At 61.4% G+C, this 24775-nt stretch carries 21 protein-coding genes; 9 read left to right on the top strand and 12 right to left on the bottom strand.

Annotated features, from left to right (window positions below):
- Nucleotides 1-176 precede the first annotated feature (176 nt).
- The 5 genes from colR to AC0R79_RS24405 all read left to right on the top strand — a co-directional run bounded on the left by colR (nucleotide 177) and on the right by AC0R79_RS24405 (nucleotide 3903).
- Nucleotides 177-860 carry a two-component system response regulator ColR gene (gene colR, locus AC0R79_RS24425; protein ID WP_007953224.1) on the top strand — a complete coding sequence of 228 codons (684 nt, stop codon included), beginning with the start codon at nucleotides 177-179 and terminating at the stop codon, nucleotides 858-860.
- Complete coding sequence (locus AC0R79_RS24420) at nucleotides 850-2124, top strand: sensor histidine kinase (RefSeq protein WP_375747810.1); 1275 nt, start codon at nucleotides 850-852, stop codon at nucleotides 2122-2124. Before colR ends, AC0R79_RS24420 begins: the two co-directional genes overlap by 11 nt.
- A 162-nt stretch (nucleotides 2125-2286) precedes the next feature.
- Nucleotides 2287-2955 carry a class I SAM-dependent methyltransferase gene (locus tag AC0R79_RS24415; RefSeq protein WP_011335719.1) on the top strand — a complete coding sequence of 223 codons (669 nt, stop codon included), beginning with the start codon at nucleotides 2287-2289 and terminating at the stop codon, nucleotides 2953-2955.
- A 4-nt stretch (nucleotides 2956-2959) separates the two neighbouring features.
- Complete coding sequence (locus AC0R79_RS24410; RefSeq protein ID WP_474731953.1) at nucleotides 2960-3673, top strand: lipopolysaccharide kinase InaA family protein; 714 nt, start codon at nucleotides 2960-2962, stop codon at nucleotides 3671-3673.
- Nucleotides 3674-3675: 2 nt separating this feature from the next.
- The gene (locus tag AC0R79_RS24405; protein ID WP_011335717.1) at nucleotides 3676-3903 is read left to right on the top strand and encodes a hypothetical protein; all 228 of its coding nucleotides are present in this window, start codon (nucleotides 3676-3678) and stop codon (nucleotides 3901-3903) included.
- Nucleotides 3904-3995: 92 nt separating this feature from the next.
- Here the strand turns inward: AC0R79_RS24405 and AC0R79_RS24400 are convergent, their stop codons facing one another.
- The 10 genes from AC0R79_RS24400 to AC0R79_RS24355 all read right to left on the bottom strand — a co-directional run bounded on the left by AC0R79_RS24400 (nucleotide 3996) and on the right by AC0R79_RS24355 (nucleotide 17853).
- A complete protein-coding gene (locus AC0R79_RS24400) occupies nucleotides 3996-7025 on the bottom strand; it encodes a multidrug efflux RND transporter permease subunit (RefSeq protein WP_474731950.1) in 3030 nt (1009 codons plus the stop codon).
- 13 nt (nucleotides 7026-7038) lie between these two features.
- On the bottom strand, nucleotides 7039-8187 hold the full coding sequence (locus AC0R79_RS24395) for an efflux RND transporter periplasmic adaptor subunit (protein ID WP_127799667.1): 1149 nt from the start codon (nucleotides 8185-8187) through the stop codon (nucleotides 7039-7041).
- A gap of 147 nt (nucleotides 8188-8334) precedes the next feature.
- Nucleotides 8335-9435, bottom strand: a complete 1101-nt coding sequence (locus AC0R79_RS24390; RefSeq protein ID WP_007953242.1) for a DUF1513 domain-containing protein — start codon at nucleotides 9433-9435, stop codon at nucleotides 8335-8337.
- A gap of 14 nt (nucleotides 9436-9449) precedes the next feature.
- Nucleotides 9450-10514, bottom strand: a complete 1065-nt coding sequence (locus AC0R79_RS24385; RefSeq protein ID WP_007953243.1) for an imelysin family protein — start codon at nucleotides 10512-10514, stop codon at nucleotides 9450-9452.
- 26 nt (nucleotides 10515-10540) lie between these two features.
- A complete protein-coding gene (locus AC0R79_RS24380; protein ID WP_474731947.1) occupies nucleotides 10541-11968 on the bottom strand; it encodes a di-heme oxidoreductase family protein in 1428 nt (475 codons plus the stop codon).
- Nucleotides 11969-12123: 155 nt separating this feature from the next.
- The gene (locus AC0R79_RS24375) at nucleotides 12124-13467 is read right to left on the bottom strand and encodes an imelysin family protein (RefSeq protein WP_474731946.1); all 1344 of its coding nucleotides are present in this window, start codon (nucleotides 13465-13467) and stop codon (nucleotides 12124-12126) included.
- Nucleotides 13468-13662: 195 nt separating this feature from the next.
- Nucleotides 13663-15714 (bottom strand): putative bifunctional diguanylate cyclase/phosphodiesterase, encoded by a 2052-nt coding sequence (locus AC0R79_RS24370; RefSeq protein WP_007953246.1) that lies wholly within the window; start codon nucleotides 15712-15714, stop codon nucleotides 13663-13665.
- 356 nt (nucleotides 15715-16070) lie between these two features.
- Nucleotides 16071-16667: a superoxide dismutase gene (locus AC0R79_RS24365; protein ID WP_003227660.1), complete on the bottom strand. Its 597-nt coding sequence runs from the start codon at nucleotides 16665-16667 to the stop codon at nucleotides 16071-16073.
- A 176-nt stretch (nucleotides 16668-16843) separates the two neighbouring features.
- The gene (locus tag AC0R79_RS24360) at nucleotides 16844-17446 is read right to left on the bottom strand and encodes a LysE/ArgO family amino acid transporter (protein ID WP_007953256.1); all 603 of its coding nucleotides are present in this window, start codon (nucleotides 17444-17446) and stop codon (nucleotides 16844-16846) included.
- A 5-nt stretch (nucleotides 17447-17451) separates the two neighbouring features.
- Nucleotides 17452-17853 carry an ACT domain-containing protein gene (locus AC0R79_RS24355; RefSeq protein ID WP_127799659.1) on the bottom strand — a complete coding sequence of 134 codons (402 nt, stop codon included), beginning with the start codon at nucleotides 17851-17853 and terminating at the stop codon, nucleotides 17452-17454.
- Between the two features lie 96 nt (nucleotides 17854-17949).
- On the opposite strand from AC0R79_RS24355, the gene AC0R79_RS24350 reads away from it, so the two are divergent.
- The 4 genes from AC0R79_RS24350 (at nucleotide 17950) to AC0R79_RS24335 (ending at nucleotide 21855) form a co-directional block, all read left to right on the top strand.
- Nucleotides 17950-18843 (top strand): LysR family transcriptional regulator ArgP, encoded by an 894-nt coding sequence (locus AC0R79_RS24350; RefSeq protein ID WP_127799657.1) that lies wholly within the window; start codon nucleotides 17950-17952, stop codon nucleotides 18841-18843.
- Between the two features lie 54 nt (nucleotides 18844-18897).
- Nucleotides 18898-19890 (top strand): NAD-dependent epimerase/dehydratase family protein, encoded by a 993-nt coding sequence (locus tag AC0R79_RS24345; RefSeq protein WP_085684455.1) that lies wholly within the window; start codon nucleotides 18898-18900, stop codon nucleotides 19888-19890.
- A 116-nt stretch (nucleotides 19891-20006) separates the two neighbouring features.
- Nucleotides 20007-20882 carry an ATPase gene (locus AC0R79_RS24340; protein ID WP_127799655.1) on the top strand — a complete coding sequence of 292 codons (876 nt, stop codon included), beginning with the start codon at nucleotides 20007-20009 and terminating at the stop codon, nucleotides 20880-20882.
- A gap of 124 nt (nucleotides 20883-21006) precedes the next feature.
- Complete coding sequence (locus AC0R79_RS24335) at nucleotides 21007-21855, top strand: cache domain-containing protein (protein WP_085606706.1); 849 nt, start codon at nucleotides 21007-21009, stop codon at nucleotides 21853-21855.
- A 44-nt stretch (nucleotides 21856-21899) separates the two neighbouring features.
- Here the strand turns inward: AC0R79_RS24335 and AC0R79_RS24330 are convergent, their stop codons facing one another.
- Nucleotides 21900-23417, bottom strand: a complete 1518-nt coding sequence (locus tag AC0R79_RS24330) for an MDR family MFS transporter (RefSeq protein ID WP_103387419.1) — start codon at nucleotides 23415-23417, stop codon at nucleotides 21900-21902.
- Between the two features lie 79 nt (nucleotides 23418-23496).
- Nucleotides 23497-24690: a 4-hydroxybenzoate 3-monooxygenase gene (gene pobA / locus AC0R79_RS24325; protein WP_474731936.1), complete on the bottom strand. Its 1194-nt coding sequence runs from the start codon at nucleotides 24688-24690 to the stop codon at nucleotides 23497-23499.
- Nucleotides 24691-24775: the final 85 nt, after the last annotated feature.

Genomic DNA, 24775 nt, shown 5'->3' with positions numbered 1-24775 from the left:
CGTGAGTCTGCGCCTGGTTCTGTCGGCGATTTGTCGGCCGCTCGTGAAAAACTCGTCAAGTCCGGCGATCCGTGCAATTAAGTCAAATCAACCCACCCGGCGCCTAGCCGTGAGCCACACTTGGCCGTAAGCTGCGCGGGCCAAGACGGCCGTTACTGTGTACGTAGGAGGTGCCCATGCGAATTCTATTGGTCGAAGACAACCGCGATATCCTGGCCAATCTGGCCGATTACCTGGGGCTCAAAGGCTATACCGTCGATTGCGCCCAGGACGGTCTGTCGGGCCTGCATCTGGCGGCCACCGAGCATTACGACCTGATCGTGCTCGACATCATGTTGCCGGGCATCGACGGCTACACCCTGTGCAAGCGCCTGCGCGAAGACGCCCGTCGCGATACACCGGTGATCATGCTTACCGCCCGCGATCAGCTCGATGACCGCTTGCAGGGCTTCAAGTCCGGGGCCGACGATTATCTGGTCAAACCGTTCGCGCTGTCGGAACTGGCGGCCCGGGTCGAAGCGGTGATGCGCCGCACCCAGGGTGGCGGTCGTCGTGCCCTGCAGGTCGGCGATCTGAGCTACGACCTCGATACCCTCGAAGTGACCCGCGAAGGCAAACTGCTCAAACTCAACCCGGTCGGCCTCAAACTGCTGGCGGTGCTGATGCAAAAGAGCCCGCATGTCCTGCGTCGGGAAATTCTCGAAGAAGCGCTGTGGGGCGATGACTGCCCGGACAGTGACAGCCTGCGCAGCCATGTCCACCAATTGCGCCAGGTGATCGACAAACCATTCGCCAAGCCACTGCTGCACACCGTGCATGGCGTGGGTTATCGCCTGGCCGAGGGCCGCGATGGAGTTTAAGCAAAGCCTTGCCCAGCGGATCATCATCGCCTTTGCGCTGATGAGTGCGCTGGTGGCCGGGGCGTTTGCGATGGGCATCGTCGCGACCGTGCACCTGGTCGAGGAAAAACTGATTTCCGCCGGGTTGGGCGGGGATCTGCAACGCCTGCTGCTGATGGACAACGTCTCGGACTGGAGCCACCGGCCGGAGCCGGATCAGCTGTTCTATTTCAGCGGCGGGCCGGGCGACTTCGAACTGCCCAAAGACCTGCGACACCTGGATTCGGGTTTCCATGAAGTCTTTCGCGAGCAGCTGTCGTACCACGCGATGGTCGAGGTGGTCGACGGTCGTCGTTATGTGCTGCTGCAGGACCAAAGCGATTTCGAAGAGCGCGAGCGCGTGCTGTTCGCCGTGGTGCTGGTGGGCTTTGTGCTCAGTCTGGCGCTGGCGGTGTTCCTCGGCTGGGTTCTGGCGCGCAAGGTGATGGCTCCGGTGGTGCGGCTGGCGCGCCAGGTACGCCATCGCGACCAGTTGCTCGGGCTGGCGCCTCCGCTGGCGCCGGACTACGCGGCAGACGAGGTGGGCGAACTGGCGGTGGCGTTCGACGCTACGCTCGGGCGCCTGCGTCAGGCGCTGACGCGGGAGCGGCTGTTTACCAGCGACGTCAGCCACGAATTGCGCACTCCGCTGATGGTATTGGCCAGCTCCTGTGAGCTGCTGCTGGAGAATCCGGGTATCGATCAACGCGGCAAGGCCCAGGTTCAACGCATTGCGCGAGCCAGTGAAGAGATGCGCGAGCTGGTGCAGACCTTCCTGATGCTCGCCCGCGCTCAGCGCGAAGACGCTGGCGCCGCCCCTCGGCACACCCTCGCGCAAGTGGCCGACAGCTTGCTCTGCCTGTGGCGCGCGCCTATCGAATCCAAGGGTTTGCAGCTGATTTTCGAACCGGGCACCCCGCTGGATACTCGTTACAACGCGACGCTGCTCAATGCCGTGATGGGCAATCTGCTGCGTAACGCCTTGCACTACACGGAGCAGGGGTTTATTCGCCTGACGCTCAATGAGAACGGTTTTGTGGTCGAGGATTCGGGCGTGGGCATTCCCGAGGAAAAACGCGAAGCCATGTTCCAGCCGTTTGTGCGCGGCAACGAAAAGCGCGGCGAGGGGCTTGGATTGGGCTTGTCGCTGGTTCAGCGCATTTGTGAAAACGAAGGCTGGAGCGTCACGTTGAGCACGATGGAGCCCAATGGCTGCCGTTTCGAGGTCGATCTGGGCAAGCGCTGAAGATCAGCCGGTTGTTGAGGGGACTCCCGCCAACCTGTCTAATTCCTGTATAACCTTGAAATAGTTTGCCGATTTACATGACGTTTTTTTCACAAAGGGATGACCTGACGCTGACACACCGCTGCTTAAGGTGGCGTCATCAGTAATTCAGGAGTCCTGGTGATGGCCGGCCCGATCAAACTCGATTTTTCCGAAAAGTACGACGACAACCATGCGCAGAAATACCTGCGTAAACACCAGGACGGTCTGGGGCGTCGTTTGTCCAACTGGCGGGATCAGCAGTTGGCCCGCAAGGCGTTGACCCTCGTTGGTGAGCCGGGACTGGTGCTCGACCTGCCATGCGGCGCAGGACGTTTCTGGCCATTGCTGGCGGAAAAACCCAATCGGGTGATCATCGGAGCGGACAACTCCGAGTCGATGATCAAGACCGCCATGCAGGCGCAACCGGCAGATGTGGTGAAACGGGTACAACCCTTGCACACGTCTGCGTTCGACATTGCCTTGCCTGATAACGCCGTCGACAGCATTTTCTGCATGCGACTGCTGCATCACATCGGCGAAGCCGAGCATCGCCGGGCGATTCTGCGCGAGTTCGAGCGTGTCACCCGGGACAGCGTGATCATTTCGCTGTGGGTGGACGGCAATTTCAAGGCCTGGAAACGCAAGCGCGCCGAGCGAAAGCGTGGCCAGGAGGGTTACCAGAACCGGTTTGTGTTACCGGCCGCAACAGTTGAAAAGGAATTCGAAGAAGCAGGATTCCGGATCCAGGAACAACTGGACTTTATTCCGCTCTATGCCATGTGGCGAGTCTACGTATTACGCAAGAGGTAAGAGGATGGCAGTGCAATTTGCAGCAGAAACGGAAGTAGCGCCCGAGGATCGCTTCGACTACTACTGGAACCAGCGTGGCGAATGGGTCGAGGAACCCAATGTGCGCCGTGGTGGCGAAAGTGGTGTGCAACGGGTCGTGGGGCGCGATGGCCAGCTGCTGTATGCCAAACGCCAGACCGGACATATCTATCGCAGCTGGCGGCATCCGTTCGGACGTCCGACTGTATTGCGCGAGCTGGATGCATTGACCGGGGTTTCCCGTCTCGGTGTCCGGGTGCCCGAAATTGTGTTCTGCGGTGCCCAGCCAGATCCAGAGTTCAAGTGGCGTGCGCTGTTGGTGACCAAGTCTCTCGATGGCTTTCAGGAACTCGAGCATTGGGAAGCCGGCGGCGGTCGCGAGCAATATGGCGAAGCCGTCTATGAGCGCGTGCTCAAGGACCTCGCTGAAAACCTGGCCCGCATGCACAAGGGCCGCTGGCAGCACAGCTGCATCTACATCAAGCACGTGTTTGTGCGAGTGACGGGCGAAGGTGATTCGGCCAAGGTCGAAGTCGCCCTGATCGATCTGGAAAAATGCCGTCAGCGTCTGACCGCTCATCGCGCCGCTGCCCATGACATGAAGCAATTGCGCCGCCACTCGTCGTTCAGCGCGACGGACTGGAAAAAACTCGTCTACTTTTATGAGACGGCGTTTGGCAGCGCTATCAAAGGTTTATAGCGATGAAACTAGAAATTGCTCGAGGTTTGTTTCTGGTAGGAGCCTTGGCAGTTGCATCATTGGCGGTGGCGGCCTGGGAACAGCCACGCATGCAGGTGATCGGCGCCTCGGCGAGCGACCCGCATTGCCCGATGCCACGGGTGGCGAAAGCCGCCGTGGCGACTCAGCCGGATCATGATCTGTTGCTGTTCATGTTCGGACTTTCTCAAGGGATGAGACCGCAGAGTTGAATCGATTGAAATCTCTTTCTACAAGAGCCGAAGGCCTCGCTGATGCGAGGCCTTTTTTATTGCGTCATGGCTTTTATGGCTTTTTTACTGCGTCATGTCTTGGGATCGGGTTTCGCCAGCAGGGTGTAAACGCACGGCAGGACAAACAGCGTAAACAATGTCCCGATCGACATCCCGGTGGCAATCACCGTCCCGATGTCGAAACGGCTGACCGCCCCGGCGCCGGTCGCCACGATCAGCGGCACCATGCCGAAAACCATCGCCGCGGTGGTCATCAACACCGGGCGCAGGCGAATCGCTGCCGCTTCCTCCACCGCCTCACGGGGTGTCAGGCCCTTCTCCTTGCGTAACTGGTTGGCGAACTCGACGATCAGAATCCCGTGCTTGCTGATCAGCCCGATCAATGTCACCAGCCCGACCTGGGTGTAGATGTTCATGCTCGACCAGCCGAGGAACAGCGGAATCAGCGCTCCGCAGATCGACAACGGCACGGTCACCAGAATCACCAGTGGATCGCGGAAGCTCTCGAACTGCGCCGCCAGCACCAGGAAAATGATCGCCAGGGCCAAGGCAAAAGTTACCCACAGCGCGCTGCCTTCCTGAACGAACTGGCGGGAGGCGCCGCCGTAATCGAAGGCGAACCCGGCCGGAGCTTCTTCCCGGGCAATCTGCAACACGCTGTCGATGGCTTCGCCCATGCTCACCAGCGGGAACCCGGACAGCTTGGCCGCGTTGAGTTGCTGGAACTGGTTGAGCTGTCGCGGTCGTGCGCGGTCGGTCACGGTGATCAGGGTCGACAGCGGCAGCAGTTCGCCCTGGGTGTTTTTCACGTAGTAATTGTTCAGCCAGTCCGGGTTGTCGCGGTAGGCCCGTTCGACCTGGGCGATGACCTTGTAGCTGCGGCCTTCGATAGTGAACCGGTTGATCTCGGCTTCGCCCAGCAGGGTGGCGAGGGTGCCGCCCAGATCCTGCATCGACACGCCCATCTGCGCAGCCTTGGCGCGGTCGATGTCGACCACCACTTCGGGTTTGTCGAAAGCCAGGTCGAGGTCGACGAAGGCGAACTTGCCCGACTCCATGGCGCGCTTCTTGATCCGGTCGGCCACTTGCAGCAACAGCTCGTAGTCGTTGGCGGTGTTGATCACGAACTCGAACGGCAGGCCTTCACCGGTGCCTGGCAGGGACGGCAGGTTGAAGCCGAAGATCTGCAGGCCCGGAATGCCCTCGAGTCTGCCCTGTACCTCGGGGAGGATTTCCATTTGCGTGCGGCTGCGCTCGTTCCACGGCTTGAGCAGGAAACCGCCAATGCCGGACTGCACGCCGTTGTAGCCGTTGATCTGGAACGAAGAGTAGTACTCCGGGAACTCCTTGAAGATCTTGATGAACTCGTCGGTGTAGGTGTTCAGGTAATCGAGGTTGGTCGGCTGCGGGGCGTTGGCCATCATGAAAATGATGCCCTGGTCTTCGTCCGGTGCCAGTTCCGACTTGGTGAACTTGAGCAGCACCGGAATCAGGCACAGCACGATCACCGCAAACACCAGCACCACCGGCCGGGTATTGAGCGTGCCGTGCAGCATGCTCTGATAGCGACGCTTGAGGCTGTCGAAAATCCGGTCGAGGCGATGGGCCAAACCGCTGGGGTTTTCGTCATGACGCAACAACACGGCGCACATCATCGGCGACAGGGTCAGGGCGACGACGCCGGAGATCACCACCGCCCCGGCCAGGGTCAACGCAAACTCCTTGAACAGTGCCCCCGTCAGCCCGGTGAGAAAACCGATCGGTGCGTACACTGCCGCCAGGGTGATGGTCATCGACACCACCGGCATGGCGATTTCGCGGGCGCCTTCGAGCGCGGCCTCCAGTGGTGTCTTGCCTTCCTCGATGTGACGGTGGATGTTTTCCACCACCACAATTGCGTCGTCCACCACCAGCCCGATGGCCAGCACCATTGCCAGCAGGGTCAGCAGGTTGATCGAGTAGCCCATCATCTGCATGAAGAACATCACGCCGATCATCGACAGCGGAATGGTCACCACCGGAATCACTACTGAACGCAGGGCACCGAGGAACAGGAACACCACCACGATCACGATCAGCACCGCTTCGAACAGGGTTTTCACCACTTCGTCGATGGAGGCCTGGATGAACAGCGTGGCGTCGTAGGCGATCTCGCTCTTGAGGTTGGGCGGCAACTGGGCTTCCAGCTCCGGCATGATCTTGCGCACTTCCTTGATCACTTCCAGCGGGTTGGCGCCGGGTGTGGCCTTGATCCCGATGTACACCGAGGGCGTGCCGCCGAACGAACTGATCGAGTTGTAGTTTTCCGCACCCATCTCGACCCGTGCCACATCGCTGAGCAGTACCCGGCTGTCACCGCTGACCTTGAGCGGGATCTTGCCGAAGGCTTCGGCGGACTTCAGTTCGGTGTTGGCGTTGATGCTGGTGACCACGTACTCGCCTTTCACTTCGCCGGCGGCGGAGAGGAAGTTGTACTGGCGCACCGCGTTGGTCACGTCGCTGGCGCTGAGGCCGAAGCCGGCGAGTTTCACCGGGTCGATCCACAGGCGCATGGCGAACACCTGGTTGCCGAGAATCTCAGCCTCGGCCATGCCCGGCAGGGTCGCCAGTTTCGGCTGGATTACCCGTGACAGATAGTCGGTGATCTGCGGGTTGTTCAGCTCCTTGCTGAAGAAGCTGATGTACATCAGCGCCGAGGCGTCGGCGGCCTCCTTGCTCAGCACCGGGTCTTCAGCGTCCTGAGGCAGCTTGTTCTTCACCTCGTTGGCCTTGGCCAGCAGCTCGGTGAACAAGCGGTCGCTGTTGGAGCCGATGCGCGCGTAGATCGAAATCACCGAGAAGTTCTGGCGACTGACCGAGGTCATGTAGTCGATGCCCTCGGCGCTGGCCAGGCTCTGTTGCATCGGCTGGGTGATGTAGCCCTGGATGGTTTCGGCGTTGGCCCCGGGGTACGCGGTGGTCACCGTGATCAGGGCGTTTTCCATTTGCGGATACTGGCGCAGCGGCAGTTTGCTCCAGGCCTGGAAGCCCAGCAGCACAATCAGCAGGCTGACCACGGTGGCAAGCACCGGGCGGCGGATGAACGGATCGGTAAAAGCCATGGGGTTTCCTTGATCAGTCGGCGCGGGGCGGACTGTTCTGCTCGCCGAGGGTCTTGTCGTCGCTGATGGCAATGTGGGCGCCGTTGTCCAGTTTGATCTGGCCGGCCGTCACCACCTGTTCGCCGCTCTGCACGCCCTTGTTGATCATCACCTGGCCATCGCGGCGTTCGCCGGTCTCGACGAACCGACGCTCGGCGATCAGCACAGGCTGGCCCTTGTCGTCCTTTTCGACGGAGCCGTCTTCGGCTTTCTTCTGGGTGACCACGTACGTCGAGTTGCCGTAGAGGGTGTAGGTGATCGCGCTTTCCGGGACCACGATGTGTTTCTGCGGATCCGGCAGCAGCACCTCGATACTGGTGAACATGCCCGGCAGCAACTTGCCGTCGGGGTTGGCCAGCGTGGCGCGCACCAGAATGTTACGGGTGGTGCTTTCGACGATCGGGTTGATCGCGGTAATGGCGCCGGTGAAGCTCTGGCCGGGGTACGCCGCGACCGTGATCTGTACCGGCTGACCGATGGCCAGTTTCGGCACCGACTGTTCGGGCACGTAGAAGTCGGCGTAGAGGCTGCTCAGATCCTGCAGGGTGGCGATCTTGGTGCCGCTGGCGAGGTAGTCGCCGATGTCCACGAGGCGGATGCCGATGGTGCCGCTGAAGGGCGCGACGATGCGTTTTTTCGCCAGCGCCGCATTGAGTTGATTGACCGTGGCCTTGTTCTTTTGCAGCTGCGCCGAGAGCCGGTCGAACTCGCCTTTGGAGATGGCGCTGCTGCCGACGAGCTGGCTGCCGCGACCGTAATCCAGCTGTGCGAGGCCGAGATCGGCCTTGGCGGTTTCGAGAAAGGCGGCTTCGACGGCGCTGTCCAGTTGCAGCAAGGGCTGGCCGGCCTTGACCTTCTGCCCCGATTCGAATTTCAGCTCGGTGACGGTGCCGGCGTTCTCCAGACTCAGGTCGACGCCTTGCAGCGCCTTCAGCGTGCCGACGGTGGGCAGACGCATCTGCCACGGGCGCTCGACGGCCGTGGCCACGGCGACGCTGATCGGCGGCTTCGGCTTGGAAAAGCCCTGGATCATCGTATAGATCGAGAAGGCCTTGTAACCGGCGAGAAGCAGAACGATCAGCAGTACAACACCCAACATGATCAGCATGCGGCGACGCAGCATATTTCCAGTTCCTTGGAGAAAATCAGGCGAGACAGGCGGGCACATTACCCCGAGTCCGGCAGGGATTCCAACTGCCAGTTTTTACCGGGTGTAAGGGAAGAAGGTGGAGAAAAGCGGGGCCGCCGACCGAACGGTCGGCGGCGAATTTCAGGCCATCAGATGAAGATGGTTGTCCCAGAGCCCTGCGGGCAAATCCAGCGGTTTGGCCAGCAGATCGTCCTGGCGGCAATCGTAGTAGCGGCAACGTCCCTGACCGGAGGTCACGACAAAACCGTCCTTCACCGCACCGACGCCGGCGCAGTCGGGTAATGGTGCGTCGAGGCGCACTTCGCCGCTGTCCAGATCCCAGATGAAGAAGCGGTTGCCGCGGGGTGCGGTCAGTGCCACCAGACGCAGGTCGCTGTGCACGGCGACACTGGCGGTGTAATGACCCATCGACTGCAACTGATGCTCCGGCACCGGGAACGCCACGAATGGCTGGCCGGGACGTTTGATCGCCAGCAGCTCCGAGCGCTCATGGGAAGGCCCCATGAATTGCTGGCCGGCGACGATGGTGCCGTCGCTGGCGATTCCCAGGTGGCGCACGCTGTTCATCTGCTGGGCGAGGGTTTCCTTGCTCAGCAGGGTGCCGTCGCGTTGCATCAGCACCAGGCTCGGTTCCATGGCATCGAGGTTCATGTCGACCCGGCTTTCGGCCTCGGTGCGGATCCCACCGTTGGCCACCACCAGGGTTTCACCGTCGGGCATCCACGACACCTGATGCGGGCCGAGACCGTGGGTGGAAATCTCGCCGCTGTGCACCAGCCGTTCGCCTTCGAATTTGTACACCCCGAGCAAGCCACGGCCCGGATCGGTGGTGTCGTTTTCGGTGGCGTACAGATAGTCGCCACTGTGATGGATCACCGCGTGGCCGTAGAAATGCCGGTTCGGCTGCGACGTCACGGTTTGCAGCAATGCACCGTTGCGCAAGTCGATCAGGTAGCTCTCGGTGCCCGGCCGGCGGGCAACGAACAGCGCGATCGGCAGCGTCGGGTGATTGATGATGTCGTGGCAGCGCTGGCCGACTTCCGTGGCGAACACCTGAGTGCCGTCCAGCCGATAACCGACGGCGTAATGCTTGCCGTCGGTGTCGTCCCGCGCCGACAGCAGCAGTGGGCTTTGATCCTTGCGTTTGAACAGCGTCCAGCCGCCCAGTGTCACTGCTCCCAGCAGCAAACTACCTAAAGTCAGAGCCTGGCGTCGCAGCATGGCACGTGCCCTCATCAGTCACCGTCGTTGGCGTTGAAGCCCAGTTGGATGCCCAGCGCCTTGGCCAGCTCGCCTTCGTGCAGGCGGTGGACGACGTTGAGGCTGTCGTAGATGTCGTTGAGCTGCTGGCGACCGGCGTCATCGTTGAGCATTTCAGTCAGCGAGCGCTGAGTGCTGCCGAACAGTTTGAGCGACGCCGCGTAGGCTGCATCGATCTTGTCCGCCAGCGGTTTTTGCTCAGCCGGTAACAAGCCGCGCAGACCTTTGTTGTCGACGCCTTCCCAGACGGTTTTGGCCGCTGCGAGGCTGGCTTCCAGCGACTCCATGGACGACTGGCTGCGCCATGCGTCAGCCTGGAACGGCTGAGGTACGCCCTTGCTCTGACGACCCATCGGCGTGCCGAGTTTTTTCTTCAGGGTGTCGAGGGCGGTGACCTGTACGCGCAGCAGATCGGCGATCGCTTCGTGGGAGTCGGCGTAGCGCTGGTTCGGGAACTTGCTCATCTGCGCGAGCATGCCGTCGGTGTTGTTCCAGCTGCTGAGAATCTCTTCGGCCAGTTGTTTCTGACGCTCGCCGATGGCCACCAGCAGTGGGCAGTATTTGGCTTTCTGCGCGTCGTTGGCCACGTCAGGCTTGGCGTCGAACAGGATGTACTCGTAAGCGGACAGGCCTTGCACCACAACGCTGGACTTGGCCAGTGCGGCGGCGTCGATCTGCGGCTGCGCGGTGACCAGTTGCTCGACCTGACGGCCGACCAGGTTTTTCTTGTCCGGCCAGAACTGCACCTGCCACGAGCGATTACCTTCGGCCAGCGGGCCGATCAGCAGTGGTTGCAGCTCGGCCCAGGCTTTCTGCGCGTGCAGGAAGTCGGCACGGGCGGTGTCCAGCGACTCTTTGCCCTGGCAGTAGGCGAGGGCGCTGACAGCCAGTTGCTTGTCGGCTTCGACCCAGCGGGTGTAGGTCGGCAGGATCACCGATTTGGCGATGGCCGCCGAAGTGACGGCTTGCGGATCCTGCGGCGAGCACGCGCCGAGGGCCAGTGCGGCAAGGCTGGTGAACAACAGCTTGGGACGGAACATGTCGGGCTCCCGATTCTTTTAAGTGTTTAAAGTGAGTTCAAGAACGCCAGCAGCGCGGCACGCTGCTCGGCGTTGAAAGACAAAACCTGTTGCTGCGCCGCCTTCGCTTCGCCGCCATGCCAGAGCACGGCTTCGAGCAGGTTGCGGGCGCGGCCGTCATGCAGAAACTGGGTGTGGCCGCTGACCGCCTGCGTCAGGCCGATGCCCCACAGCGGCGGGGTGCGCCAGTCGCGGCCGGAGGCCTGGAATTCGGTGCGGTTGTCCGCCAGGCCTTCGCCCATGTCATGCAGCAGCAGATCGCTGTACGGGCGAATCACTTGATTGGCCAGTTCAGGTTCGGCCGCGTTGGCGGCGGTGGTGTATTTCGGTGTGTGGCAGGACTGGCAGCCAGCCTGGAAAAACAGATTCTTGCCGGCCAGCACCTGCGGATCATTGACTCCACGGCGGGCGGGAACGGCGAGGTTGCGGCTGTAGAACAGCACCAGGCGCAGGATGTTGTCGCTGACTTCCGGTTCGCCGTCCGGGCCATTGCCGTTCGGCGCCTGTTTGCAGGCGGTTTGCGCATCGGTGCAGTCATCAAACGGTCTCAGGCTGGTGGTGAGGCCCATATCACCAGAAAACGCGTGAACATTTTGTTGATTGAGGTTCGGCTGGCCGGCTTTCCAGCCAAATCGTCCCATCACTGTCTTTTGCAGCTCATCGTCCCAGACCCGGTTTGGCCGGCCGTTGATGCCGTTGTTCTCTTTGGCTTGCGCAGTGGCGTTGGCGAGGATCGCTTCCTCGGGGATCGCTTCGAGCAGGCCCAGGCCGATCATCGGCGGCGCAACGCGGGCCGAGAAACGTGTGTCCGGGTGCATCGGGCCGTAGCCGAGCTGGGTGATCTGCAGGACCGGTTTGCGCAGTTCGACCTCGGTGCCGTCCTTGAAGCGGACCGGTACTGGCGTGTAATCGACCCGCACCTTGCCTTCCGGCGCGACGCCTGGGACGGCCATGTCCTGGAACTGGCCACCGTAGACCGGCTCGGGCACCACGCCCACCTGTTCGATGACTTTGGCATAGGCCGGCGCATCGGGAATCGACAGACGCACCAGCATTGAAACCGCGTTGGCCGCATCCGGCGTCGGCGGATGGCCGCGACCGTCCTTGATGTGGCAGTTCTGGCAGGCGTTGGTGTTGAACAGTGGGCCGAGACCATCGCGAGCGGTGGTGGTCGACGGCGCGATCACCCACGGGCTGCGAAAGAAGCTGTTGCCGACGCTGAAGTCCACCCGCCGCGAAGGCGGCAGGTTGGCCGACGGCAGGGAAAACGCGTTCTGATCGCTCTTGCGCACGGTCGCCGCACCGCCGGAACGGGCCTCACCCGGCTCGGCCTTGGTGAAACGCGGGGCGTCATCGCAGGCACTCAGGCCCAGGGCCAGAAACAGTGCGGACAAGCGAAGAGGCAGCGAGGGCATCAGACATCCTGCAAGAGGGGCGAATTTAAAGGCGCAAAGTCTAACAGGGCGAGGGGGTTTGAATAAGAGGAATTATCGTTTGCTTGATGCACGTCAGGTCAGCCAGAACGAAAAAGGCGACCCGAAGGTCGCCTTTATTAACGCGGACGCTGTGATCAGAACTCGTGATCGGCGTTGTCCGGGTTCAGGTCGCTGATGCCCAGTTTGCCGGCAGCGGCTTCGATCGAACCGGTCTGCTTGACCAGCGAAGCGATGGCGTCACGGACGATCTGGTTGCCGGCGGTGTTGCCGGCCGCGATCAACTGGTCGTAGTGCTCACCCTTGTTGGCGTGATCGACCATGACCTGGATCTTGGCTTCGGTGGCGGCCAGATCGGCTTTCAGTGCGGTGTCGGCAGCCGGATCAACCTTGGCCACCAGCGACGACAGGCTGGCGCCGGTCATTTTGGTGCCGTCGACACGGGTGTACTCGCCCAGGTAAACGTTACGAATGCCCTTGGCATCGTAGAAGTGCGAGTTGTGGGTGTTGTCGCTGAAGCAATCCTGTTCGTCTTCCGGTGAGTTCGCTTCCAGGGACACCTTCATGCGCTCGCCGGCCAGCTCGCCCAGGGACAGGCTGCCCATGCCGAACAGCATTTTGCGCAGGCCGCTTTCAGCCGGTTCGGCTTCCAGGGTGGCGCGGTAGTTGTCCGCCACGTTCGGCTTCCAGTTGCCGACCATTTCTTCCAGGTCGCTGACCAGCAGCTGGGTCACGGCTTTCAGGTAGGCACGACGACGGTCGTTGTGACCGCCGGTGGCGCCTTTGCCTTCCAGGTAGTCCGACGGTGGACGGTTGCCGGCGCCAGGGCCGGTGCCGTTCAGGTCCTGGCCCCAGAGCAGGAATTCGATGGCGTGGTAGCCGGTGGCAACGTTGGCTTCGGAACCGCCGAGCTCGTTCAGGCTGGCGAGTTTTTCCGGGGTGATGTCCTTGACGTCGACCTTGTCTTCGCCGACCTGTACTTCGGTGTTGGCGATGATGTTGGCAGTGGCGCCCGGGTTGCCCAGTGCGTGTTCGTAGGACTTGTCGACGTAGTCGATCAGGCCTTCGTCCAGAGGCCAGGCGTTCACCTGACCTTCCCAGTCGTCGATGATGGTGTTGCCGAAGCGGAACACTTCGCTCTGCAGGTAAGGAACGCGGGCGGCAACCCAGGCAGCCTTGGCGGCTTTCAGGGTGTCGGCGTTCGGCTTGGCGAGGAAAGCGTCGACGGCGGTTTGCAGGGTTTTCGCGGTGGATTCGGCATCGCTGTAAACGGCGAAGACCATGTCGGCGTAGTGCGAGACAACGGCTTTGCCGGCGGCCTCGTCGACTTTACCGGCAGCAGCAGGCGCAGCCGGTGCAGTGCTCGCAGCCGGAGTCGGCGCAGGAGCGGCGGCCTTTTCTTTGTCTTTACCTTCGCCGCAACCGGCGAGGGAAATAGCGATGGCCAGCAGACTGGCGGTAGCCAGAGGCATACGAATCATGGCGAACATCCTGCTTCGGTAATTGAGTGGACAGGCGCGGGGGTGCGCAAAAGCTGCGACATAATGCAAATCTTTCGCATTATGTGTAAAGGGTTGTAGCTGGAAATATTTCCTATTTGCGCGGGGGTTGCGCTGGATCAACAGCGTAGACCACGCCCGGCGGATCAAGGGTTTGCCGGGCTTCGCAGGGAGATTTCAGAGGATGGCCGCGTTGCTGCGCTGGGCCTGCTTGAGATAAACGCTCAGCTCGCGCGCCGGCAGCGGTTTGCTGTAGTGGTAGCCCTGACCTTCGTGGCAGCCTTCGGAGATGATGTAGGTTTCCTGTTCGGCGGTTTCCACGCCCTCGGCGATCACCTGCATGCCCAGGCTCTTGCCCAGTTGAATGATGGCGCGAACGATGGTCGCGTCATCGTCGTCATCCAGCAGGTCCTGGACGAAGCTCTTGTCGATCTTGATCTTGTCCAGCGGCAGACTCTTGAGATAACTCAGCGACGAATAGCCGGTGCCGAAGTCGTCGATGGCGATCAGTGCGCCGGAGCGGCGCAGGCTCAGCAGGTGCTGGGCGGCGGTGCTGATGTCTTCCATCAGGCCGGTTTCGGTGACTTCCAGCTCCAGGCTGCGCGGCGGCAGGCGGTACATCTGCAACAGGTTGTTGACCACCCGCGGCAGTTCGGCGTGGTGCAGTTGCACGGTGGACAGGTTGACCGCCATGCGCAGGTCGACGAAGCCCTGATCGTGCCAGTCGCGCAGTTGCTTGCAGGCCTGATCCAGCACCCATTCGCCGATGGCGATGATGGTGCCGTTCTGCTCGGCCAACGGGATGAACAGGTCCGGCGGCACCAGACCGTGTTCCGGATGTTGCCAGCGGATCAATGCTTCGACCCCGACTACACGGTGATCGCGGTAGCTGATCTGCGGCTGATAGACGAGGTAGAACTGATCGCGCAGCAAGGCATCGCGCAGGTCTTTTTCCAGTTCGCGACGGCGGCGCATCTCGCTGTCGACGCTGGCGATGTAGAACTGATAACGGTTGCGCGAGCGGGTCTTGGCCAGGGTCATGGTCTGCTCGGCTTTCTGCAACAGCTTCTCGGTGCTGTCGCCGTCCTCCGGGAACAGGGTGATGCCGATGGTCGCGCGCAGGCGGATTTCCTGATGATCGAGGGCGAACGGCGCTTCCAGGTCATCGAGGATGCTTTGGGCCAGTTCCGCCGCTTCGTAAGGCTGTTCGATATCGGCCTGCACCAGCGCGAACTGGTCGCCGCCGAGACGGGCGAGGGCGCCGAGGCGACCGCTGTGGGCGCGTAGACGATCAGCCAGGGCCAGCAACAACTGGTCGCCGGTCTGGTAGCTGAATTGTTCGTTGATGCCTTTGAAGTCATCCAGTCCGACACACAACACCGCAACCCGACGCTGCAGCTTGCCGGCATCCACCAGGATCTTGTCCAGTTGCTGCTGCAATTGCTGGCGGTTCGGCAGGCCGGTGAGGAAGTCGTACTGGGCCATGCGCAACAGACTGTTTTCCGCCTCGTGGCGCAGGTGGGTGTTGCGCTCGATGGATTCGAGCAACTGGTTGGCGGTGTTGATCCAGATACCCAGTTCGTTTTTTTCGTGACCCTTGAGCTGCGGAATCTTGTGTTCGCTGGGGCGGTCCGGGTTGATCTCGGTGAGGTGTTCGATGATCCGCGACAGTGGTTTGGTCAACAGCCAGTGATAGACCAGGTACAGCACCAGACCCATGGCCAAGGCGCGCAACACACCGGAAATGAAGATGATCACCGAGCTGACAATGAAACCCTGGCCGTAGGTGGCGGTGTCGAGGGTGATGCTCAGGTCGCCGTAATATTCGCTGTAGGGGCCGCGTCCCACCAGCTGGGTGGTAAACGTGCGTTCCTGGCCAAGAATCAGGTCGGTCAGCCAGCGGCTGTTGGAATGCTGCAGCTCACGGGACTTTTGCGCGAGCATCGCTTCGTTGGGATGGCCGATGGAGGCCTGGCGCACGGCGTCGTCCTGGAACAGGCCTTCGATCACCTGCATGCCCATCTCCCGGTCCAGGCTGTAGACCGCCTGGGTAGAGGGATCGCGGAACATGTCGAGGATGCGTTCGGCATCGCCGGCGACGGCCTGACGTGTTTTATAGGCATCGAAAACGATCTGCGCGCAGCTCAAGACCACGCCGACGATCAATGCCGACAGGAGCACGACCCGGAGCAACTTCACCGACAAGCTGTTCTTGAGTTCCAGCTTCAAAGGGTTATTCCTTGTTCCGTGCGGGTAGCGTCAAGTTGCCATGAGTATTGGCAATCCCGTGTTGGCAGTCAAAGGGACAATCAAGCCGCGGAAAATTTGTCCGTGGCCTTGGCCGAAATGCTGCTGTCTGGAGTATTTGCCCTATTTGTACTGTGTCGGTAGTTTTGGCCTCCAACTTGAGGGGCGTCGGACAATTTTTCCTCTTTTGATGGTAGTTCGCCGTGGCTTGGGAGCAAGGCGAGAAGGGCTGCTTTGCGTGTGGGAAAAGGCCCTGTTTGTGATGCGACTTATCCATGATGATTTCTGCGGGCAGAAAAAAACCCGGCAATGGCCGGGTTTTCTGTCTGGCGTGCAGCTTAAGCGGTGAAGGTCTTGCCTTCGAACTGCTCGGCCACGAACTTCCAGTTGACCAGGTTCCAGAACGCCTCGACGTACTTAGGACGCAGGTTACGGTAGTCGATGTAGTAAGCGTGTTCCCACACGTCGCAGGTCAGCAGCGGGGTGTCGCCGCTGGTCAGCGGGTTGCCGGCGCCGATGGTGCTGGCCAGAGCCAGGGAACCGTCAGCCTTTTTCACCAGCCAGCCCCAGCCGGAACCGAAGGTGCCGATCGAGGTTTTGCTGAACTCTTCCTTGAACTTGTCGAACGAACCGAAAGCCGCGTTGATGGCTTCAGCCAGTGCGCCGGTTGGTTGACCGCCGGCGTTTGGCGCCAGGCAGTTCCAGTAGAAGGTGTGGTTCCAGACCTGAGCGGCGTTGTTGAAGATGCCGCCCGAGGAAGTCTTGACGATTTCTTCCAGGGTCTTGCCTTCGAACTCGGTGCCTGGCACCAGGTTGTTCAGGTTCACGACGTAGGTGTTGTGGTGCTTGTCGTGGTGGAATTCCAGGGTTTCCTTGGAAATGTGCGGCTGCAGGGCATCGTGTGCGTAAGGCAGCGGCGGCAATTCGAAAGCCATGATGATTCTCCTAATCAGGTCTGTTGCGGTGAGCGCAAGGCCGATCACGGGCGGCCAGAAATGCACCGGCGAGTTTTTACTCTTTGCGGCGCAGGGTTCGGATCATAGCACCGGGGGGGCGGCTTAACCACGCAACAACTGTGTGGGATAGAGGTTCCAGAGCTGTTTGGAATAAATCATGAAGCCAATATCAATTGCCCTGCCACCGTGAACATCATCACCGCCACCAACAGATCGAGAATCCGCCACGTACTCGGCCGCGCCAGCCACGGTGCCAGCCATGCCGCGCCGAATGCCAGAGTGAAAAACCACAGCAGCGAGGCACTCGCCGCGCCCACGACATAAGCGCCGGGCACCGACTGCTGTGCGCCGAGAGAACCGATCAGCAGAACGGTGTCGAGATAGACGTGCGGGTTGAGCAACGTCACCGCCAGTGCGCTGAGCATCACCGCCCGCAGCGAACGTACGGTCTGGTTTTCACCCTGCTGCAAACTCTGTTTCGAGAAGGCCCGGCGCAACGCCTGGCTGCCGTACCAGATCAGAAACACCGCGCCGCCCCAGCGGGCAACCGCCAGCAACGTCGGGTTCTGCGCCAACACCGTGGCCAGACCGAACACTCCTGCCGCCACCAGCAACGCATCACAGGCAACGCACAGCGCCGCGACCGGCAGGTGATGTTCACGCCGCAGGCTCTGCGCCAGGACAAAGGCATTCTGGGTGCCGATCGCCATGATCAGCCCGAACGCCACCAGCAAACCGTTGGTATAGCTTTGCCACATGACGGTTACTCCGCGTTGGCTGCGAGATCGCGCAGCACTTGCATGGCGCGTTCGGCGTCGGCCTGACCGACAAACAAATGGTCGTGGTAATAGCCGGCAATCACGTTGCAACTGATCCCGGCCTTGCCCAGTGCGGTGGCGAATGCGGCGGTCAGGCCGACGGCTTCCAGCGCCGAATGCACGTTCAAGGTGATCCAGGCCGCGACGTAGTCGAAGCTGAAGCCGGCGCGCTCGGCGTGGGACCGTTCGAGAATCACCGTCAGGCCTTCCTGTTCACGGAAGCTGCCGACGATTTCCAGATCGCTCGGCAACTGGCCGTCGCGCAGGGTGCAGAACACGAATTCGCCGGCATTGAGCTGCGGGCTCATGCTGCGCAGCAGGGTGGTCAACGAGGTTTCGCCAGCCATGGGGGTGATCCTTGATAAAGAGTGCTTGCTGGCTATTCTCCCGGTTGACGTTGTATAAGAAAAACCAATAGTGCTGATCGCTCATTAGGAAAACTGATGTTCGACTACAAATTGCTTTCCGCTCTGGCCGCCGTGGTCGAGCAGGCCGGATTCGAGCGGGCGGCGCAGGTGCTGGGCCTTTCGCAATCGGCGATCTCCCAGCGGATCAAATTGCTGGAAGCGCGGGTCGGCCAGCCGGTTTTGGTACGTGGCACGCCGCCGTCGCCGACCGAGATCGGCCGACGTTTGCTCAACCATGTGCAGCAGGTGCGCCTGCTTGAACGGGATTTGCAGACGCTGGTGCCGGCGCTGGACGAAGAAGGCCTGCCGGAGCGCCTGCGCATCGCCCTGAATGCCGACAGCCTCGCCACCTGGTGGGCCGAGGCCGTGGGCGACTTCTGCGCCGAACAACATCTGTTGCTGGATCTGATCGTCGAAGACCAGACCGTCGGCCTCAAACGCATGCGCGCCGGTGAAGTGGCCGGTTGCCTGTGCGCCAGTGAGCGTCCGGTAGCAGGTGCGCGCAGCGTGTTGCTCGGAGCGATGCGCTATCGGGCGCTGGCCAGTCCGGCGTTCATCGAGCGGCATTTTCCCGAGGGCGTGCGGGCTGAACAGTTACCGCGCACCCCGGCGCTGGTATTTGGCCCGGACGACTTTCTGCAGCATCGATACCTCGCGTCCCTCGGCGTCGATGGCGGTTTCGAACATCATCTGTGCCCGTCGTCCGAGGGTTTTATCCGCCTGACCGAAGCCGGGCTTGGCTGGGGACTGGTGCCGGAATTGCAGGTGCGCGAGCAACTGGAGCGGGGCGTACTGCGCGAACTGTTGCCAGATAAACCGATCGACGTGCCCTTGTACTGGCATCATTGGCGCAATGGCGGTCAGTTGCTCGGTCTGTTGACCGAGCAATTGGTGCGTTCGTCGGCGCAATGGCTGGTGCCGTTGGACTGACGGCCAGCGTCAAGACTCACGAATCAGGCAAAACGAAAGACAGCGGAGCTTTACATGAAAATTCTGGTCACCGGCGCAAGCGGCTTCATTGGCGGACGCTTTGCGCGTTTCGCCCTGGAGCAGGGCCTGGACGTGCGGGTCAACGGTCGCCGGGCCGAGGGTGTCGAGCATCTGGTGCGTCGCGGCGCCGAGTTCGTTCAAGGCGATTTGAGCGATCCGGATCTGGTGCGTGCGCTGTGCAGCGATGTCGAAGCCGTGGTGCATTGCGCCGGTGCGGTCGGCTTGTGGGGCCGGTATCAGGACTTCCATCAGGGCAACGTGCAAGTCACCGAAAACGTGGTCGAGGCCTGCCTGAAGCAACGGGTTCGGCGGCTGGTGCATCTGTCGTCGCCCTCGATCTACTTTGACGGTCGCGACCATCTCGGCCTGACCGAAGAACAAGTGCCCAAGCGCTTCAAGCATCACTACGCCGCGACCAAATACCTGGCCGAGCAAAAGGTCTTCGGCGCCCAGGAATTCGGCCTCGAAACCCTCGCCCTGCGCCCGCGTTTCGTCACCGGCGCCGGCGACATGAGCATCTTCCCGCGCTTGCTGAACATGCAGCGCAAGGGCCGTCTGGCGATCATCGGCAACGGTCTGAACAAGGTCGATTTCACCAGCGTGCACAACCTCAACGAAGCGCTGCTCAGCAGTCTGCTGGCCGACGCCTCCGCGCTGGGCAAGGCCTACAACATCAGCAACGGCGCTCCGGTGCCGCTGTGGGATGTGGTCAATTACGTGATGCGCAAGATGGAAGTCCCACAGGTCACCAAGTACCGTTCCTACGGACTGGCCTACAGCGTGGCGGCGCTCAACGAGGGGGTGTGCAAGCTCTGGCCCGGGCGTCCCGAGCCGACCCTGTCGCGCCTGGGCATGCAGGTGATGAACAAAAATTTCACCCTCGACATCAGTCGCGCCCGGCATTATCTGGACTACGATCCGAAAGTCAGTCTGTGGACGGCCCTCGATGAGTTCTGTGGCTGGTGGAAGGCTCAGGACATTCGTTGATACGAATCTGCCGGCCGGCACTGAACCGCGCCACGGCTTGAGGGTCAACCCCAGCGGCCGCGGGGTTTATACTTCGCGCCAATCTGCCATCACCGCGTTTCACAAAGGTTGCCTCAATGTCCATGCGTAACGATGCCCACGACGATTTCGACGATGTACCGAGCCTGCGCGCCGATACCCTCGATGACGACGATTTCCCGGCCACCGCCCGCACCTCCGTGCATTCGCGCACGCCGCCTGTGGTCAAGGTCAAGGCCGCCAGCACCGGGCCGTTGTGGGCATTGGTCGGCGCATTGTTCTTCGCCTTCATTGGTCTGGCCTGGTGGAGCTTCCAGCAGATTTCGCTGATGGAGCAGCAACTGGTGGCGACCCAGGAAAGTTTCGCGCGCATCAGTGAGGAAGCGGCGGGGCGCCTGCAGGACATTTCCGGCAAGGTCGTGGCCAGCCAGACCAACGTCACCACCGACAGCGAAGCCCTCAAGCTGCAGATCAAACAGCTGCAGAGTGCGCTTCAGGATCAGAGCAAACAGCAGCAGGGCGTGGCCGGGCAGGCGACGGATCTGGACAAGCGTCTGGCGCAGATGACCGCCCAGACCACCGAACAACAGAACGCCAACACCCAGTTGCAAGCCCAGGTCAAAGCCCTGAGCGCCGAACTGGCCACGCTGAAAAGCACCCCGGCCGACACCAGCAAGCTTGACGCCCAGCTCAAGAGCTTCGATGCACAGGTGAAGGGTTTCGATGCGCAGTTCAAAAGCCTCGGTGCCGACATCACGGCCCTGAAAAAACAGGGTGGCTCAAACGCCGCCATCGACCGTCTGGAGCAGGAAATCGTCATCCTCAAAAGCGAGCAGGACAACCGTCCGGCCGCTGCGCAGGGCGGCACCAACACTGCCGAGTTCGATGCGTTCCGTGGGCAGATGACTCGCAACATCAACACCCTGCAAGCGCAGATCCAGAACCTGCAGCAGCAACTCAACGCCCGTCCGTAAGCCTCTTGTGTGGCGAGGGCGCGAACGCCCTCGCCATAGCAACATTCAGAAGCTTTCTGAATATCCATACATGCCTTCAGGCCGTCTACGCTCTTGAAACACCAACAAGAACGAGGGATGCGTCATGGGGTTTGTGCACAAGCTGGCCTGGCTCGGCGCGGTGCTGCTGTTGAGTTTCGGTCAGGCCAACGCGGCCACCACGGAAAAAGACGACAGCAAGGCCGCCATCGCCTTGCTGGAAAAGGCTCTGGCCTATTACCACGACAACGGCGACAAGGCGTTCGCGGCGTTCAGCCGTCAGGGCGAGTTCGTCGACAAGGACCGTTACGTGTTCGTGGTCGACACCAAGGGCGTGATGCTCGCCAGCGGCGGGCCGTCGTCGGCATTGATCGGTCGCGACGTCAGCGAAGTCCTCGGGCCGGACTTGCAGAAGTCCTTCAAGGACGCCTTGAAAGTACCGGAAGGCAACGGCATCCAGCAGGCCGAATACCGCTGGCAGAACTGGTCAGACGGCAAGGTCGAGCGCAAGCACGTTTACTATCAACGCATCGGTCAGCGGATTCTGGCGGTGGGTTATTACCTGCCGCGCGCGTCGGCGGAGCAGGCGAAAGCGTTGCTCGACAAAGCGGCCACCGATTTGACCAAGGACGAGAAGGGCACGCTGTCCGCGATCAACTCGCTCAAGGGCGGTTACCTGCAGGACGACCTGTATGTGTTCGTGGTCAATCTCGACAACCGGCGCTACGTCGCCCACGGCACCAATCTGCGGCTGATCAACACCGATTTCGCCAAGGTCGATGACCCGGAAGGCAAACCGGTGGGCGAACCGATTCTGGCGTTGATCGGCAAACAGGATGAGGGCGAGTACGAGTACCGCTGGAAAAACCCGGTGACCGGTAAGGTCGAGGACAAGCATGCCTACTTGAAGAAGGTCGGGAACATGCTGGTGGCGGTCGGTTATTACAGTGCTTGATTCGTGATGGCTCCCACGCCGCGCGTGGGAGCCATCGGCATCAATCAGCGGGCGCCATGCTCACGGCCCCGCAGCAACCGGTTGGGCATCGCAATTGCCGCCGCCAGCCCGAGCAGCGACACCGCCGCGCTGACCATCAGCAAATGCCGGAACGTCACCAGCAACTCGGCACGCAAGGCATTCTGCGCATCGCCGGGTGCCGCGTTCAGGCCATCGAGCAGCACGTTGCCGGAATGCCCTTCGCTCATCAGCGAGCTGCCGGCCAGGTGGGCGAAACTGGAGTCCTGCAACAACGCCAGCAACAGCGCCGACATCAATGCCACGCCCACCGCACCGCCCAAAGAGCGGAACAGGTTGGTGGTACTGGTGGCGACGCCAATGTCCTTTTGCTCGACCGAGTTCTGCGTACCGACCAGCGACGTCGGGAACTGCATGCCGCCGGCGATCCCGCTGAGCAACATGAACAGGCTGCTGAGCAATGTCGCATCCGGCGGGCTGAAGGCCATGCCGAGGATCGAGATCGGCATCAGCAGCGCGCCGGTCAAAATCTGCGGTTTGTAGCGCCCGGTGATCGAGGTGCGACGTCCGGCAAAATACGCGCCGATCGGCAAACCCATCGCCAGCGGCAGCAGGTGCAATGCCGCGCTGTCGGCCCCGGCGCCGGTCACGCTCTGAAAGCGCAGCGGCATCAGCACGATCAGGGAAATCGCCTGGAAGCTGCAAAAGAAAATCGTGCACCAGCACAGCAGCGCGCTGCGGTTGGTGAACAGGTGCATCGGCAGCAACGGTTCCCGGGCGCGCCGCTCGTGCCAGACGAACACTGCCAACACCGCCACCGCGCAAGCGAACAGCCCGAGCACTTCGCTGCTGCGCCACGCATGGCCTTGGCCGACCTGAGTGATCGCCAGCAACAGCGCGGTCAGGCCGATGATCATCAGTAGCGTGCCGAGATAATCGATGACTGGTTTGCGCTGCGGAATCGGCAGGCCGATCAGGTTGCGCCGCGCAACCCAGTACGCGCCGAGGCCCAGCGGCAGGTTGATCAGGAACACCCAGCGCCATGACAGGTACTCGGTCATGTAACCGCCGAGCACCGGCCCGGCGACGCTGGCCACCGCGTACATGCTGCTGAAGTAACCCTGATAACGCCCGCGTTCGCGAGGCGGCACGATATCGCCGATGATCGCCTGGCTCACCGAAATCATCCCGCCGGCACCGATGCCCTGGAAGATCCGCGCCAGCACCAGTTGCTCCATGCTCTGGGCCATGCCGCAGAACAGCGAGGCGAGGGTGAACAGGCCCATGCCGAACAGCATCAGTTTGCGCCGCCCGTACAGGTCACCGAGCTTGCCGTAGATCGGCACCGCCACGGTCATCGCCACCATGTAGCCGGAAATCACCCAGGCCAGCAGGCTGACGTCCTTGAACTGGGCGGAGATGGCCGGCATGGAAACGGCGACGATGGTCTGGTCCAGCGCGCCGAGAAAGATCGCCATCATCAGCGCGACCAGCACGCTGCGAATGGCCGGTTTGGGCGTTTCGGGATGGTTGAGATTGGTCACGGGCGAACCTGCGGGCAGTGATTGACCCGCAGTGCCAGGGCGAGCGGGTGAGTGCTCGCCAGTGTAAGTCGGTAGGAAGCTATTCGATAGCCTCATAAGGAAGCCCGACGTAATTTTCTGCAATGGTTTTTTGACCGGCCTCCGAGCTGACAAAGTAGTCCAGTTCCGAAGCACAGATCCGCTGGCTGAAATCATCATGCTCGTCGAAGCGGTGCAGCATCGAGGTCATCCACCAGGAAAACCGCTCGGCTTTCCACACCCGGCGCAGGCAGATCTCCGAGTATTTCTCCAGCAAGTCAGTGCGACCTTCGCGGTAAACCTTCAGCAGAATCCTGAACAGCGTGCTGACATCGCTGGCCGCCAGATTCAAACCCTTGGCGCCGGTCGGCGGAACGATGTGCGCCGCATCGCCGACCAGAAACATCCGCCCGAATTGCATCGGCTCGACCACAAAACTGCGCAGCGGCGCGATGCTCTTTTCAATCGACGGACCGGTCACCAGTTTCTGTGCCAGATCCTCCGGCAGACGATTGCGCAGTTCATCCCAGAAACGCTGATCCGACCAGTCATCGACGTTTTCTTCGGCCGGCACTTGCAGGTAATAACGGGTGCGAGTCGCCGACCGCATGCTGCACAGCGCGAAGCCGCGCTCGTGACGGGCGTAGACCAGTTCATCGTGAATCGGTGGCGTGTCGGCGAGAATCCCCAGCCAGCCAAACGGATAAACCCGTTCGAAGACTTTCAGGCAGTCCTCGGGAATCGACTGTCGGGCCACGCCGTGGAAACCGTCGCAACCGGCGATGTAGTCGCAATCGACGCGCCAGGTTTCGCCGTCCTTTTCGAAGGTGACATAGGCTTTGTCGCTTTTCATGCCACAGGGAACGACATGGCTGGCTTCATAGATTGTCTGTCCGCCGGTCTCCCGACGAGCGGCCATCAGGTCGCGAGTGACCTCGGTCTGGCCGTAGACCATCACGGTTTTTCCGCCGGTCAGGGCTTGCAGGTCGATGTGGATCCGGCGCCCGTCGAGGGCCAGTTCGAAACCACCGTGCACCAGACCTTCGGCGTCCATCCGCTGACCCACGCCAGCCTCGCGCAACAGCTCTACCATGCCTTGTTCAAGCACGCCTGCGCGGATTCGGCCGAGCACATAGTCAGGTGTCTGGCGCTCCAGAATCAGGGTGTCGATGCCGGCATTGTGCAGCAGTTGGCCGAGCAATAATCCGGACGGACCGGCGCCGATGATGACGACTTGGGTTTTCAGCGTTTTCATTGTTTTTATGACTCGCAAGCTTCACGCGACAACGGCCGGTGAATGATTTTCAGGATTCGAGTGCTTGCATTTTTCCCTTGCGGGT

The organism is Pseudomonas sp. HD57-3 (genome assembly GCF_056113135.1).
The sequence above is the reverse complement of the archived record's forward strand: the minus strand, read 5'-3'. Positions and strand labels throughout refer to the sequence as shown.